Here is a 13,713-nt window from a genome sequence, read left to right on the forward strand (position 1 = left end):
CTACCCGGAATCCTCGGCGGGAACGGCTGGCTCCACCAGGACATGGAGCGCGGATATGGCCGAATACGAATACATCAAACTGCAGTCCCACGAGGGCGTGGCGACCCTGACCCTGAACCGTCCCGACAAGCGCAACGCGATCAGCGACGCCATGCGCAGCGAACTGATCCACGCGCTCGAAAGCGTGGCGCAGGACCGGGCAATCAAGGCGCTGGTGCTGACCGGCGAGGGCAAGGGCTTCTGCGCGGGCGGGGACATCGCCGGCATGCAGCGCCGGATGGACGCGCCGGCGGGCGAAGTAGGGTTCAACGGCTGGTCCCGGCAGCAGCGAGTGCACCACGCGGTCAGCCTGCTGCACCGGATGCCCAAGCCCACGATTGCCGCGGTGAACGGCGCGGCAACCGGCCTGGGCGCGGATACGGCGCTCAGTTGCGACTTCATCGTGGCCTCCGAGAGCGCAACGTTCACGTGGAGCTACATCTCGCGGGGCCTGATTCCGGACGGCGGCGGCATGTACTTCCTGCCTCGCCGGGTTGGCCTGGCGCGCGCAAAGGAGCTGATCTATTCCGGGCGCAAGGTGCCGGCCCAGGAAGCGCTGCAGCTTGGCATCGCCGACCGGCTTGCGCCCGCCGGCGCCGAGGTGGCGGCGGCCCAGGCCTGGGCGGCGGAGCTGGGCAAAGGGTCCGCCACCGCGCTTGCGCTGGGCAAGTCCATCCTGGACCAGACCTTCGAACTGACCGCGGACCAGGTCTTTGCCATGGGCAGCCAGGCGCAGGGCATCTGCTACACCAGCGCCGAGCATCGCGATTCCGTCGCGGCGTTCCTGGCCAAGATGGCCGAGGCCCGGGGAGACGGAAAATGAACGGCCTGGAGAAACTGCTGCGGCCGCGCAGCGTGGCGGTGGTGGGCGCGTCGGCCGACCCCGCCAAGACGTCGGGCCGGCCCGTGGCCTACCTGCGCAAGCACGGGTTCCAGGGCCGCATCTACCCCGTCAATCCCAAGGCGTCCGACATCGACGGGCTGCGCTGCTACCCCGACGTGCGCTCGCTGCCCGAGGCGCCGGACGTCGCCATCGTGGTGCTGGGGGCCGAGCGGACGCAGCAGGCGATCCGCGACCTTGCGGACATCGGCGCGGGCGCGGCCATCGTGCTGGCCAGCGGCTATTCGGAGACCGGCGAGGATGGCGCGCGGCGTCAGCAGGCGCTGCGCGAGGCGGCCGGCGGCATGCGCATCCTGGGACCGAACACGATCGGGCTGGTCAACCTGACCGACCGCATCCCGCTGTCCGCGAGCGGCGCCCTGGAAATCGACGAGTTGCACAGCGGCGCGGTCGGGCTGGTTTCCCAGAGCGGCGGAATCCTGGGCGCGCTGCTGTCGCGGGCCGCTGCCCGCGGCATCGGTTTGTCCAAGCTGATTTCGACCAGCAACGAGGCCGACCTGGAACTGGCCGACTTCGTGGACGCGCTGGCGGAAGACCCCGCCACCCGGGTCATCGCGTTGTACGTCGAAAGCATCCGGGACCCGCGCAAGTTCCGCGCCGCCGCGCGCAAGGCATGTGACGCCGGCAAGCCCGTGGTGGCGTTCAAGATCGGGCGGTCGGAGTCCGGCGCCCAGGCCGCGGCGTCGCACACCGGCGCGCTGGCGGGCGCCGACGGCATGTACGACGCGCTGTTCGAGGATGCGGGCGTCATCCGCGCGCAAGCGTTTTCCGATCTGCTGGACATCCCCGCCGCACTGGCGGGCCAGCGCACGCTGCGCGGCCGCCGCATTGCGATACTGACGTCGACGGGCGGCGCGGGCACGCTGGTGGCCGATTGCCTGGGCGTGGCGGGCTTCGACATGCCGCCGCCGGACGCCGCGACGGGCGCCGCCCTGCGTGCCCTGCAGCCGGGCGTCCACGCCGCCCTGGATCGCAATCCCATCGATGTGACGCTCGCGGGCCTGCAGCCCGAATTGCTGCGGGGGGCGATACGCATCGTGCTCGAGAGCGGCAACTACGACGCGCTGGTGGTGATCGTGGGGTCCTCCGGCGTCGCGCAGCCCGAGCTGATGGCGGGGGCGCTCAAGGACACGCTCGCGGCGAGCGACCTGCCGGTGATGGCCTACATCAGCCCGCACGCGCCTCAGGCCGCGGAAGTGCTGGGCCGCTACGGCATTCCGGCGTTCCACACGCCCGAGGGCGTCAGCGCCGCAATGGCCGCGATGTGGGACGTGCACGCGCGCAGCGGGCCGCAGCGGCCCGCGCGCCGGCCGGCGCCTGTCGCGCCGGTGGCGTGTCCGGAAAGCGGCTCGCTGGACGAGGCGCAGGCCAAGGCGCTGTTTGCGCGATTCGGCATTCCCGGCGTCAGGGAGACCGTCGTGCAGTCCGACGCACAGGCCGTGCAGGCCGCCGCGTCGCTGGGGCCGCGCGTGGTGCTCAAGCTCTTGTCCGGCGAGATCACCCACAAGAGCGACGTGGGCGGCGTGGCGGTGAACGTCGCGGCCGCGGACGTGCCTGAACGCCTGCAAAGGATGGCCGAAGACGTCCGGCGCCATACCGGACGCCGGCCCGGCGCGTTCCTGGTCCAGGAAATGGTGTCCGGCGCGGCGGAAGTGATCGTCGGGCTGCACCGCGATCCGCTGGGCGACGCGATCCTGCTTGGCATGGGCGGCGTCGTCGCCGAGCTGGTTCGGGACACGGTGCTGCTGATGCTGCCCGACGACGGGTCGGGCCTGACGCCGGATCAGGTGGCGTCGGCCTTGCGGCGGCTGAAGACGTGGCCCCTGCTGGACGGATACCGGGGCCGCGAGCGGGCCGATGTGCCGGCACTGGTGGAGGCGGTCGTCGCGTTTTCCCGGATGGCCGCTGCGCTGCGGGACCGGCTCGTCGAAGCCGAAATCAATCCGCTGTTCGTCAGGCCATTGGGGCAGGGCGTTTGCGCGGCCGACGGCGTGGCGGTGCTGCGGGATCTTTCGAAGTAGTTCAGGCAGGTGGATAAACAGGAGACAGACATGAGACAAAAAAACTTGCTCGCGCGCAGCGCGACGGCGGTTGCCGCGGCGGCGCTGGCATTAGGCGTGCTGGCCGCGCCGCAGGCCCGGGCCGCCTTTCCGGACAGGCCGCTGCGCATCGTCGTGCCCTTCACGCCGGGCGGCGGCACCGACCTGATTGCGCGCCAGCTCGCCAAGGGCCTGACGCAAGAGCTGGGGCAGACGGTCGTCGTGGAGAACCGGCCGGGCGGCAGCACCATCATCGGAACGGAGAACGTGGCCAAGAGCCCGCCGGATGGCTACACCCTGTTGATGTCGACGTTCGCGCACGCGGTGAATCCGGCCATCCACAAGAAGCTGCCTTACGACACCGACCAGGCGTTCGCGCCGGTGGCGATGATAGGCAAGTCTCCCAACGTGCTGGTCGTGTCGTCCAATTCGCGATTCAAGAGCGTGCAGGACATACTGGCCTATGCGCGCGCCAACCCGGGAAAACTGACGTTCGGGTCCTACGGCAACGGCACCTCCGCCCATCTGGCGGGAGAGCTGTTCAAGAGCCTGGGCAAGGTCGATATCCTGCATGTGCCCTACAAGGGTTCCGGCCCGGGCATCAATGACCTGATCGGCGGCCAGATCGACATGATCTTCTCGACGTCGGCCAGCGTCAGCGGTCACGTCAAGAGCGGCCAGTTGCGCGCCCTGGCCGTGACCACGAAGGAACGCTCGCCCGCCTACCCGGGCGTTCCGACGGTGGCGGAGTCGGGCGAGGCGGGGTACTTCGTCGACAGCTGGTACGGACTGTTCGTGCCGCAGGGCACGCCCGCGGCAGTCATCGACCAGTTGAATGCCGCGATCAAGAAGGCGTCCGTCGATCCGGATTTCCGTTCGGCGCTCGAACTGGAGGGGCTGGCCGCCAATGTGGGCACGCCCGCCGCGCTGGGCGACTACGTGAAGCAGGAAGAAGCGCGCTGGCGCAAGATCGTCCAGGAGGCCGGCATTACGGACAATCCATGAGCCTCACTCCAGCTTGATGTCCGCCTTGCGCGCCACGTCGCGCCACCGCTGCAGGTCCTCCTTCAGCTCCGCGCTGAATTGCGCGGGCGTATCCAGCACGGGCTCGACGCCGCGCGTGACCAGCGCCTGGCGCGCGTCGGGCGCGTCCATGCCGCGCTTCAGCGCTTCATACAAACGATTGGCCAGCGCCGCGTCCAGCTTGGGCGGGGCCAGCACGCCGAACCAGGTGGTGGTCTGGAAGCCCGGCACGCCGGCCTCCTGCACCGTGGGAATGTCGCGGGCGGTGTCCGAGCGCGTCGGGCCCGTGACCGCCAGCGCATGGAGCTGGCCGCTCTGGATCAGGGGCAGGGACGAAGGCAGCGTGTCGAAGTAGGCGTCGACGCGCCCGCCGATCAGGTCCGTGATGACCTGGCTGCTGCCCTTGTACGGGATGTGCTGGAAATTGGACACGCCTGACGACTGCACGAACAGTTCGGCCGCCATGTGCGTGATGTTGCCGGTGCCGGCGGACCCATAGGGCACGGGCGTGCGGCTGGCCTTGGCGTACTTCAGGAAGTCGCCCAGCGTCCGGGCCGGCAGCTTGGGATTCACCACCAGCACCAGCGGCGTGTAGCCCACCTGCGTGATCGGCGTGAAGTCGCGCAGCGGGTCGTAGGGCAGCCTGGGCGACAGGGCGGGGCTGATGGACTGCGACGCGGTGACGCCCAGCAGCAGGGTGTAGCCGTCGGCGGCGGCGCGGGCGACCTCGGCCGCGGCGATGGTGCCGTTGGCGCCGGCCTTGTTGTCCACGACCACGCTGGCCTTCAGCGCCTCGCCCAGGCGCTGCGCGACCTGGCGGGCCACGAAGTCGGCGCCGCCGCCCGGCGGGAAGCCGACGACCAGGCGGATCGGCCGGTCGGGATAGTCCGCGGCGAACGCGCCGGTCGTGGCGGCGGCGAACAGCAAGCCGGCGATGGCGGCCTTGAACAGGCCCGGCACAATGTTGAGCTTCAGCATTTGCAGTCTCCTCGTTTCTTGTGGGGCGGTCTGTCGCGCCCGTTATCGTTCCGGCATGCGCGCGTTATACGCGGTTTATGCCTGCTTGCGCACCGGCGCCCAGGCGAAATCGCCCGGCCGGTCGGCGGATACGGCGCCGCTGCGGATCAGCGCGTCGCATTCGGCGGGCGTGAGCCCGGCGGCCTGCAGCACGTCCCGCGTGTGTTCGCCCAGGTCCGGCGGCGGCAGTGTCGCCACGCCGTCGTCGGCCGCGTTCAGCCGCGGAAATTCGGGCACGTCGAACGCCAGGTCCCGGTAGCGGACGCTGCGCAGCTTGCCGGGCTGGTGCGCCTGCTCCGCCTCCAGCACCCGTTCCAGCGGCAGCACTTCCGTGCTGCCGACGCCGGCCATCCTGAGCCGCGCGGTGGCGTCGTCGAACGTGCGGGCGCCGACGGCCGCCTTGACGATGTCCTCGACGCGCTCGCGCGCCTTCTTCCGGTCTTTCAGCGCCGCCAGTGACGCATCGCAGGCCTCGGGCAGTTCCATCGCCTGGCAGAACTTCAGCCAGTGGGCGTCGGTCAGCATCAGCAGATACATCCAGCGTTCGTCGGAGGTCAGGTAGGCGCCATAACCCGGCATGCTGAACTCGCCGTGCGGCTCGCGCTCGGGCCGTCCCAGCAGCTGCGTCTTGAGCTGCACGCCCACCAGGTCGCGCGACGCCACGTGCAGGCCGGTTTCGTACAGGCCGATTTCCACATGCCCGCCATCCTTGGCGGCGTCGGGCTGCAGCATCCGCGCAAGGATGCCGATCACGGCATAGGCGCCCGCGAACTGGTCGTGATAGGACGGCCCCAGCCGGCTGGGACGGCCGTTGATGCGGTTGGCTTCCATGACGCCCGTGGACGCTTCGGCCACGGGGTTGGAGGCCAGGTCGTCCGCCTGCGGCCCGTCGGCATAGCCCCGGATATGGCAGTAGATCAGCCGGGGGTTGATCGCCTGGCACTCGGCCTTGGTCAGCCGCAACTTGCGCGCGGCCTTGGGCGCAAGGTTGTGGACGAACGCGTCGGCCGTTTCCAGCATCTTCAGGAATGCGGCGTGGCCCTCGGGGTGGGCGAGGTCGATGCAGGCGCTCTTCTTGCCATGGCTGTAGGCGATGAACGTGCCGCTGGGGCCGCCCCGGACGAGGCTGCGCGTGGGGTCCCCGCGTGGGGGCTCCACCTTGATCACCTCGGCGCCCAGCTGCGCAAGGATATGGGAGGCGAAGGGCGCCGCCAGCATGGTGCCCAGTTCGATGACGCGGCGGCCCGCGAGGGGTGCGGAAGGCATGGTGTCTCCTGGCGTTGGTCTTGAAAGAATGCATTCTATATGTTCATGGTTTGACCAATTGGACGTTTTTTCCTAGGGAAAGCCCGTATTTTTTGCGGACGGCAAATATATAGAATGCATTCTTAGTCGCTCAGCAGACGGCGGCAATCGAAGAACAACCAGGAGACATAACGTGCACAGAAGGACATTCCTTTCCGGCTGTGCCGCGGCAGCCTCGATTTCGCTTCCGGGCTGGGCGCGCGCGCAATCCGTTTCTCCCGGCATCGATACGGCCAGCAAGACGGTCACGGTCGGTGCATTCACGCCCATCACGGGCCCGGTGCCGTTCTATGCGATTCTTTCCCGCGCTGCCGACGCCTGCTTCAAATGGGTCAACGAGACCGACGCGCTGAACGGCTGGAAGATCAAGTCGGTCACGTATGACGACGGCTACGAGCCCGCCCGCAGCGTGGCCGTGACGCGCCGCCTGGTGGAAGAGAACAAGATCTTTGCGCTGGCGGCCCCGGTGGGCACGGCGCAGTCGGTGGCCGTCATTCCCTACGCCAAGGAAGTGGGCCTGCCGATGATCGGGCCGATCGGCGGGGCGACCGCGCTGTTCGCCGAACGCCTGGTGTTTCCGCTGCTGCCGGACTACGGCTGGTCGGCGGCGTCCAACCTGGAATACGCCTTCACCGGCCTGAACGCCGGGCGCGTCGCGCTGCTGTGGGAAAACGACGAACTGGGCCGCTCCGCCAAGCGCGGCTTCGACATGCTCATGGCCGCCAACAACAAGCAGCCCGCCGAGTCGATTCCCTTCGAAGTCCGCAGCACCGACTTCACGCCGCACGTGCGCCGGATCGCCAACGCCAAGGCGGACGTCGTGATCCTGTTCGGCTCGAACGCCAACCTGGCCGCCGCGCTCAAGACCGCCGACCGGCTGGGCTACCAGGGCAAGTGGATGGCCCCGTTCTTCACCGCCGATCCCACCACCTACAAGCTGGCCGGACCGCTGCTGGACGGCGCCTACTTTTCCTCGTGGCTGCTGCCGGTGGACGCGGACGACGCCAACGTCAAGGCGTATCGCGAAACCGTGGCCAAGCTGTACCCCAATGACCCGATCGGCGTGTTCGGGCTGAACGGATGGAGCAACGCGGCGCTGTTCGCCAAGGGCTTCCAGATGCTGCTGGCCAGCGGCAAGCCGCTCACCCGCGCGAATCTGGTCGACGTCATGGAGACCATGACGAACCAGACGGTGGGCGGTGCGCGCGAGGTCACGTTCAAGCCGGGCGACCACCGCGGCGCCAGGCAGGAAGGAATCATCCAGGCGGTCGCGGGCGGCAGCTTCAAGCTGGTGCGCGACTTCAAGCCGTATCCGGCCGACGTTTTCGACGCGAAGCTGGCCTAGGGCCGGCTCACACTAAAACCAGAGGAGTGCCCGCGTGAGCAATGCATACGATGAATGGGTCGGCCGTGAAGAGGCGCATACGCAGCGCATCGACGCGGCGGTGGTCCGGGCCATGGCGGCGACGCTGGACCTGGAGCGCGCGCCCGGCGCGGGCGACCCGCTGCCGCCCGGCTGGCAGTGGCTGTTCTTCAATCCGGCCGCGCGCCGCAGCGGGCTGGGCCAGGACGGCCATCCCCGCCGCGGCGGTTTCCTGCCGCCCATCGAGCTGCCGCGGCGCATGTGGGCGGGCAGCCGCATCCGCTACCTGGCCGATGTGCCGGTCCAGTCGGAGGCCACGCGGCGCAGCCGCATCGTGAAAGTGGAAAACAAGGTCGGCAAGCGCGGCTCGCTGTGGTTCGTGACGGTGGAGCACACCACGCAGTGCGACGGCGCAGACTGCATCGTCGAGGAACAGGACATCGTCTACCGCGAGGCCCCGCCTGCCGGCGCACCCGCGGCTGCGCCGGAACCCTACGACGGGCAGGCCCGCTGGAGCCAGGAAGTGCGGCCGGATACGACCCTGCTGTTCCGCTATTCGGCGCTGACGTTCAACGGCCACCGCATCCATTACGACCAGGCCTACGCCCGCGACGAAGAGGGCTATCCCGACCTGGTCGTGCATGGCCCGCTCACCGCCACCCTGCTGCAGCAGCTTGCGCTGGAGCACGGCGAGGGCCGGGGGCTGGCCAGTTTCGAGTTCCGCGGCGTCAGCCCCTTGTTCGTTTCGCGCGCCTTCCGCATCGAAGGCCACGCCAGGGAAGACGGATCGCTGGCGCTGTGGGCGCGCGGCCCGGACGGCGAGCTGGCGATGTCCGCCACGGCGGTGTTGCGCTGACGACGCCGCCCAACCAAAAAACACGATCAGGAGACAAGTAAAGATGGCACAGCATTTGAGCGGCCCCGCAAGTCTTGAAGGCCAGGTTGCATTGATCACGGGCGGCGCCGGCGCCATGGGGCAGGCGATCGCCAAGGCGTTCCGGCAGGCCGGCGCGCGCGTCATCGCCACGGACCGCGTGGAAGCGCAGGACCTCGGGGGCGGCATCGATTACCGCCGCTATGACGTGACCTCCCGCGCCGAGACCGACCGGGTCATCGACGGGGTCCTGGCCGAGTACGGCAAGGTGGACATCCTGGTGCTGTGCGCGGGCATCATCGCCCGCACGCCGCTGGGCGACAGCACGGACGACGAATGGGACGCGGTGATGTCGGTCAACGTGCGTGGCGTGGTGAACCCGGCGCGCAAGCTTTTTCCGCTGATGTGCAAGCAGGGCTTCGGCAAGATCCTGGCCGCGGGATCCATCGCGGCCAAGAACGGCGGCGTGGCGTCGGGTCCGGCCTACGTTGCCTCCAAGGCCGCCGTGCACGGGATGATGCGCTGGATCGCCAAGGCCGGCGCGCCCCACGGCGTGTACGCCAACACCCTGGCCCCCGGCCCCGTTGAAACCGCCATGTGGGCCAGCGTCACCAGCGGCGGCGCGCCCTCGGCCAACGGCACCGTGCCGCTGGGCCGCTACGGCAATGCCGACGATATCGCGCAGGCCGCGCTGTTCCTGTGCTCGCCGGCCTCGAACTGGATCACGGGCACGTCGCTGGACATCAGCGGCGGCATGTGGATGGACTAGGGCCTGTTAACACTAAAGGGAGCCACCGCATGACAGCAGATACCGTACCCGTGATCGGCTTTATCGGCCTGGGCGTGATGGGCGGCCCGATGTGCCGCAACATGGCCGTCAAGCACGCCGGCGAGGTCATCGCCTTCGACATGAACGCGGACGCCCACGCCTTGCTGGAGGGCACCGGCGCGCGCCGCGCCGCGTCCGTGGCCGAGGTGGCGCAGCGCGCCGACGTCGTGTTCCTGTCCCTGCCGGGCGGGCCGCAGGTCGAGCAGGTCTGCCTGGGCCAGGACGGACTGGCTGGCGGCGCGCGCCGGCCCGCCGTCATCGTGGACCTGAGCACGACCACCGTGGCGTCGGCCCGCGCCACGGCGCAGCAGCTTGCCGAGCGCGGCATCGCGTTCGCGGACGCCCCGGTGGCCCGCACCCGCGAAGCCGCGCAGCGCGGAGAACTGAGCATCATGGTGGGCGCGGACCCGGCGCTGTATGCGCGCATCGAACCCCTGCTGCGCTACATCGGATCGGACGTCACCCGTTGCGGCGAGGTCGGCTGCGGCCAGGTGGTCAAGCTCATCAACAATGCGCTGGTCTTCGAGAACACCGTGGCGCTGGCCGAGATGATGGTGCTGGGCGAGCGCGCCGGCGTGCAGCCGGCGGTGCTGCTGGACGCCGTGTCCAAGGGGTCCGGCGACAGCTTCGTGCTGCGCAACCACGGCCGCAAGGCCATGCTGCCGCGCGATTTTCCGGAAAAATCCTTCCCGCCGGAATATGCGCTGAAAGACCTGGGCTATGTGCTGGAACTGGCCTCGCAGACGGGCCTGGACGCGCACGTCGTGGAGCTGGCGCAGCGCTACTACGCCGCCACCGCCAGCGGCGGCTGGTCGGGGCGCTACTTCCCGTCCGTGATCGAAATCATCGACCGCGGCGACGGGCCGGCCGCGGCGCCCGGGCAGAAGGGGCCGGTCCATGGATGACCTCATCGGCCTCATCTGGGCGGGCGTCGTCAGCGGCTGCCTGTACGCCATGGGCGCGATCGGCATCGTGCTGATCTACAAGAGCTCGAATGTCGTCAACTTCGCGCACGGCAACCTGGCGGGCCTGGCGGCATTCCTGGTGTTCGGCTTCACGGCCGGGATCTTCGCCAACATGGCCTGGGGCGCGGCCGTGCTGCTGACGCTGGCGATCATGGTGGCGGTGATGGCGGTCAGCTATTTCCTGATTGCGCCGCTGGTGTTCAAGTCGGACCTGACCAGCACCATCGCGACGCTGGGCGTCGGCCTGATCGCGCAGGGCGCGACGCAGCTCCTGTTCGGTTCCAACGTGGTCTCCCTGGACCTGCCCTTGCCGGCGTGGCGCGACCAGTTCGGCCCCATCCGCATCACGTCCTATGACCTGGCCGTGCTGGGCGCGACCGCGCTGGCGATCGGGCTGCTGTACCTGCTGATCGAGCGCACGCGCATCGGCATCGCGTTCCGCGCCGTGTCGGCCAATCCCTACGCCAGCCGCGTGTGCGGGCTGAACCTGCGGCGCGTGCATCTGTTTTCCTGGATCACGGCGGGCGTCCTCGGCCTGGTCGCGTCGCTGCTGATCGTGCCCACCACCTTCCTGTCGTCCACCAGCGTGGCCGCATTCATGCTGCAGGCGTTCGCCGCGGCCGTCGTGGGCGGCTTCAACAGCCTGCCGGGGGCCGTGGTGGGCGGCATCCTGATCGGCGTCATCATGAACCTGCTGTCGTTCTACGTTTCCGCCGAGTTCAACAACACCTACCTGCTGCTCACCATCCTGCTGGTGCTCAACGTCTTCCCGAAGGGCGTGCTGGCTATCCGTGGAGGCGCCCGTGTCTAGCGTGATCATGTCAACCGGCCGCCTGGCGGCGGATTCGAAGGCGGCAGGCCAGGCCGCGCCGCCGCGGCGCTGGACCGCCGGGGCGGGCGTGGCGGGCGTGCTGGCGCTGGCGCTTTTGCCGCTGGTCGCCGGCGGCTACTGGACCTATACGCTGGGGCTGTGCTTTGCCAACGCCATCGCCATCATGTCGGTCAGCTTCCTGGTGCGCTACGGCGGCGAGGTCTCCATCGGCCACGGCGTGTTCGTCGCCGCGGGCGCCTATACGGTCGCCCTGATGGAAAAGTACCTGGGCGTGTCGCTGCTGGCCAGCCTGCCGGCCGCGGCGCTGGCCGGGGCCTTCCTGGGCCTGGCCTTTGCCTTTCCGTCGCGCTACCTGTCGGGCATTTACCTGGCCGTCGCCACGATGGCGCTGGCCCTGGCCCTGCCCGAAGTGCTGCTGCATTATTCGTCGGTCTCGGGCGGCTACGAAGGCCTGTACGTGAAGCTGGACGCGCTGCCCGGGCTGGCCAAGGAAACCCAGCGCTACTACCTGCCGCTGGCCGGCCTGGTCGCGGTGGCGCTGCTGCTGCGCCACTTCCGCCATTCGCGCCAGGCGATGGCGCTGCTGCTGATCCGCACGTCCCCGCATGCGGCCGAGTCCTTCGGCGTGCGCCGCAGCTGGGCGCGGCTGTCCTGCATGGCCCTGAGCGGCGCCATCGCCGCCATCGCCGGCGCCATGCTGTCGTTCAGTTCGTCCACGGTGTCGCCCAACAGCTTCACGCTGTGGACCTCCATCTTCCTGCTGGTCGGTTCGGTGGTCAGCCTGTATTCGATGTCGATCCTGGGCAGCCTGCTGGGCGGCCTGTTCCTCACGCTGATGCCGCTGCTGCTGGCTGGCGCGGGCGACTGGGTGCCGATCCTGTACGGGTCCGCGCTGCTGGTCGTGGTGCTGGGCTTCAACGCGCTGCCGGCCAAGGTGCGCGCCCGGCTGCACGGAGGCAATCCATGAACGCGCAAGCCATCCTGGAACCGCATCCGCTGGTCGTGCAGGATCTGTCGCTGTCTTTCGGCGGCATCCAGGTCCTGCAGCACATCGCGCTGCACCTGAAGGCCGGCGAGATCACCGGGCTGATCGGTCCGAACGGCGCGGGCAAGACCAGCTTCTTCAACTGCCTGACGGGCCTTTATTCCCCGCAGCAGGGCAGCATCCGGCTGGGCGACCTGCGCCTGGAGGGCGTCCCGCCCACGCGCCGGGCCGCGCTGGGGTTCTCGCGCAGCTTCCAGCATGTGGCCCTGTGCCCTGAGCTGACCGTTGCCGAGAACGTGATGGTCGGCCTGGACCGTCAATCCTCGGCGGGATGGCTGGATGCCTTCCTGCCGCTGCCGCGCGGCCGGGCCGAACGCAGCCGCAATCGCGAACGCGCGCTGGCGGCGCTGGAGCGGCTTGGGGTGCTGGCGGTGGCGGATGAATATCCGGCGCAGCTTCCCCCGGGCGTGCTGCGGCTGGCGGAGATTGCCCGCGCCATCGCCGGCAATCCGCGCGTGCTGCTGCTGGACGAGCCCGCCGCCGGCCTGAATTCGGTCGAAACCGGCGACCTGTCCGCCGCCCTGACGCGGCTGCGCGCACCGGGGCTGGTGCTGGTGGTCGTGGAACACGACATGGATCTGATCATGGAGGTGTGCGACACCATCCACGTGCTGAACGTCGGCCGGCTGCTGGCGTCGGGCGCGCCGGAACAGATCCGCGGCAATCCCGATGTGGTGCGGGTCTACCTGGGAGACGACGATGAGTGAAGCCGCGGCGAGCCTGCTGCAGGTCGAGGGGCTGACGGTGCGCTATGGCGCCGGCCCGGTGGTGCACGGCATCGGCCTGTCGGTGGACGCCGCGTCGGTCGCCGCGCTGCTGGGCGCCAACGGCGCGGGCAAGTCGAGCACGCTGCGCGCCATTGCCGGACTGGAACCCGCCCAGGGCCGCATCCTGCTGGACGGCCAGGACATCTCGGGCCTGTCGGCGGCGGCGCGGTTCCGGCGGGGCATCGTCTACGTGCCGGAGGGCCGCGCCATCGTCACGGACCTGACGGTGGGCGAGAACCTGGTCCTGGGCTCGTACTTCGTCGACGCGCGCACGCGCGCCCGGCGCGAACAGATGGTGATGGAATTCTTTCCGGAGATCGCGGGGCGGCGCAACGCGCCGGCGGGCCTGCTCAGCGGCGGCGAACAGCAGATGCTGGCGATCGGCCGGGGCCTGATGTCCGGTCCGCGCCTGCTGCTGCTGGACGAGCCGTCGCTGGGCCTGGCGCCGCTGCTGGTGGCGCGCGTGTACGAACGGCTGGGGGCGATCCAGCGCGAACAGAAGCTGGCCGCGCTGCTGGTCGAGCAGAGCTTTCACGTCGCGGCGAAGCTGGCGGCGCGGGCCTGGGTGCTGCGGCACGGCCATATCGTCGGCGAACTCGATGCAGAGGCGCTGCGCAGCCGGGAAGGGCGGCAGCGCGCCATCGACGCCTACCTGGGGGCGCGCGGGCAGGCCCAGCGCCACGAATCCGCGGCCTCTCACGCATAGCAAAGGAA

At 69.4% G+C, this 13,713-nt stretch carries 13 protein-coding genes; 11 read left to right on the forward strand and 2 right to left on the reverse strand.

Going from position 1 to position 13,713, the window contains the following annotated elements; translation table 11 throughout:
- The first annotated feature begins 55 nt into the window (after window positions 1-55).
- From ABE485_RS05430 to ABE485_RS05440, 3 genes are read left to right on the forward strand one after another with little or no spacing between them, the layout of a single operon-like run.
- Window positions 56-862: an enoyl-CoA hydratase/isomerase family protein gene (locus ABE485_RS05430; protein ID WP_346514021.1), complete on the forward strand. Its 807-nt coding sequence runs from the start codon at window positions 56-58 to the stop codon at window positions 860-862.
- The gene (locus ABE485_RS05435) at window positions 859-2,961 is read left to right on the forward strand and encodes an acetate--CoA ligase family protein (protein WP_346514022.1); all 2,103 of its coding nucleotides are present in this window, start codon (window positions 859-861) and stop codon (window positions 2,959-2,961) included. Before ABE485_RS05430 ends, ABE485_RS05435 begins: the two co-directional genes overlap by 4 nt.
- A gap of 30 nt (window positions 2,962-2,991) precedes the next feature.
- Window positions 2,992-3,984 (forward strand): tripartite tricarboxylate transporter substrate binding protein, encoded by a 993-nt coding sequence (locus ABE485_RS05440; RefSeq protein ID WP_346514024.1) that lies wholly within the window; start codon window positions 2,992-2,994, stop codon window positions 3,982-3,984.
- A gap of 3 nt (window positions 3,985-3,987) precedes the next feature.
- Here ABE485_RS05440 and ABE485_RS05445 read toward each other — a convergent pair whose 3' ends face one another.
- Together ABE485_RS05445 and ABE485_RS05450 are read right to left on the reverse strand one after the other, a co-directional pair.
- Window positions 3,988-4,980 carry a Bug family tripartite tricarboxylate transporter substrate binding protein gene (locus ABE485_RS05445; protein WP_346514025.1) on the reverse strand — a complete coding sequence of 331 codons (993 nt, stop codon included), beginning with the start codon at window positions 4,978-4,980 and terminating at the stop codon, window positions 3,988-3,990.
- 75 nt (window positions 4,981-5,055) lie between these two features.
- A complete protein-coding gene (locus tag ABE485_RS05450) occupies window positions 5,056-6,285 on the reverse strand; it encodes a CaiB/BaiF CoA transferase family protein (RefSeq protein WP_346514026.1) in 1,230 nt (409 codons plus the stop codon).
- Window positions 6,286-6,457: 172 nt separating this feature from the next.
- Here ABE485_RS05450 and ABE485_RS05455 point away from each other — a divergent pair, with 172 nt between their 5' ends.
- From ABE485_RS05455 to ABE485_RS05490, 8 genes are read left to right on the forward strand one after another with little or no spacing between them, the layout of a single operon-like run.
- The gene (locus ABE485_RS05455; protein ID WP_346514027.1) at window positions 6,458-7,669 is read left to right on the forward strand and encodes an ABC transporter substrate-binding protein; all 1,212 of its coding nucleotides are present in this window, start codon (window positions 6,458-6,460) and stop codon (window positions 7,667-7,669) included.
- A 34-nt stretch (window positions 7,670-7,703) separates the two neighbouring features.
- Complete coding sequence (locus tag ABE485_RS05460) at window positions 7,704-8,543, forward strand: acyl-CoA dehydrogenase (protein WP_346514029.1); 840 nt, start codon at window positions 7,704-7,706, stop codon at window positions 8,541-8,543.
- A 43-nt stretch (window positions 8,544-8,586) separates the two neighbouring features.
- On the forward strand, window positions 8,587-9,330 hold the full coding sequence (locus ABE485_RS05465) for an SDR family NAD(P)-dependent oxidoreductase (protein WP_346514030.1): 744 nt from the start codon (window positions 8,587-8,589) through the stop codon (window positions 9,328-9,330).
- A 29-nt stretch (window positions 9,331-9,359) separates the two neighbouring features.
- A complete protein-coding gene (locus ABE485_RS05470; protein ID WP_346514032.1) occupies window positions 9,360-10,295 on the forward strand; it encodes an NAD(P)-dependent oxidoreductase in 936 nt (311 codons plus the stop codon).
- Entirely contained in the window at window positions 10,288-11,166 is an 879-nt protein-coding gene (locus ABE485_RS05475; protein ID WP_346514033.1) for a branched-chain amino acid ABC transporter permease, read from the forward strand. Before ABE485_RS05470 ends, ABE485_RS05475 begins: the two co-directional genes overlap by 8 nt.
- Window positions 11,159-12,154, forward strand: coding sequence for a branched-chain amino acid ABC transporter permease (locus ABE485_RS05480; protein ID WP_346514034.1), 996 nt, complete (start codon window positions 11,159-11,161; stop codon window positions 12,152-12,154). Before ABE485_RS05475 ends, ABE485_RS05480 begins: the two co-directional genes overlap by 8 nt.
- Window positions 12,151-12,939, forward strand: a complete 789-nt coding sequence (locus tag ABE485_RS05485) for an ABC transporter ATP-binding protein (RefSeq protein ID WP_346514036.1) — start codon at window positions 12,151-12,153, stop codon at window positions 12,937-12,939. Before ABE485_RS05480 ends, ABE485_RS05485 begins: the two co-directional genes overlap by 4 nt.
- Entirely contained in the window at window positions 12,932-13,705 is a 774-nt protein-coding gene (locus tag ABE485_RS05490) for an ABC transporter ATP-binding protein (protein ID WP_346514037.1), read from the forward strand. Before ABE485_RS05485 ends, ABE485_RS05490 begins: the two co-directional genes overlap by 8 nt.
- Window positions 13,706-13,713 lie beyond the last annotated feature (8 nt).

This window comes from Achromobacter spanius (assembly GCF_039673305.1).
GTDB classification, from domain to species: domain Bacteria; phylum Pseudomonadota; class Gammaproteobacteria; order Burkholderiales; family Burkholderiaceae_B; genus Achromobacter; species Achromobacter spanius_F.

Bases quoted from the DNA above. Each gene is read 5' to 3' on its own strand.
- ABE485_RS05445 (WP_346514025.1), bottom strand. From the start codon at position 4,980: ATGCTGAAGCTCAACATTGTGCCGGGCCTGTTCAAGGCCGCCATCGCC.
- ABE485_RS05450 (WP_346514026.1), bottom strand. From the start codon at position 6,285: ATGCCTTCCGCACCCCTCGCGGGCCGCCGCGTCATCGAACTGGGCACC.
- ABE485_RS05490 (WP_346514037.1), top strand. From the start codon at position 12,932: ATGAGTGAAGCCGCGGCGAGCCTGCTGCAGGTCGAGGGGCTGACGGTG.
- ABE485_RS05435 (WP_346514022.1), top strand. From the start codon at position 859: ATGAACGGCCTGGAGAAACTGCTGCGGCCGCGCAGCGTGGCGGTGGTG.
- ABE485_RS05485 (WP_346514036.1), top strand. From the start codon at position 12,151: ATGAACGCGCAAGCCATCCTGGAACCGCATCCGCTGGTCGTGCAGGAT.
- ABE485_RS05475 (WP_346514033.1), top strand. From the start codon at position 10,288: ATGGATGACCTCATCGGCCTCATCTGGGCGGGCGTCGTCAGCGGCTGC.
- ABE485_RS05470 (WP_346514032.1), top strand. From the start codon at position 9,360: ATGACAGCAGATACCGTACCCGTGATCGGCTTTATCGGCCTGGGCGTG.
- ABE485_RS05465 (WP_346514030.1), top strand. From the start codon at position 8,587: ATGGCACAGCATTTGAGCGGCCCCGCAAGTCTTGAAGGCCAGGTTGCA.
- ABE485_RS05440 (WP_346514024.1), top strand. From the start codon at position 2,992: ATGAGACAAAAAAACTTGCTCGCGCGCAGCGCGACGGCGGTTGCCGCG.
- ABE485_RS05430 (WP_346514021.1), top strand. From the start codon at position 56: ATGGCCGAATACGAATACATCAAACTGCAGTCCCACGAGGGCGTGGCG.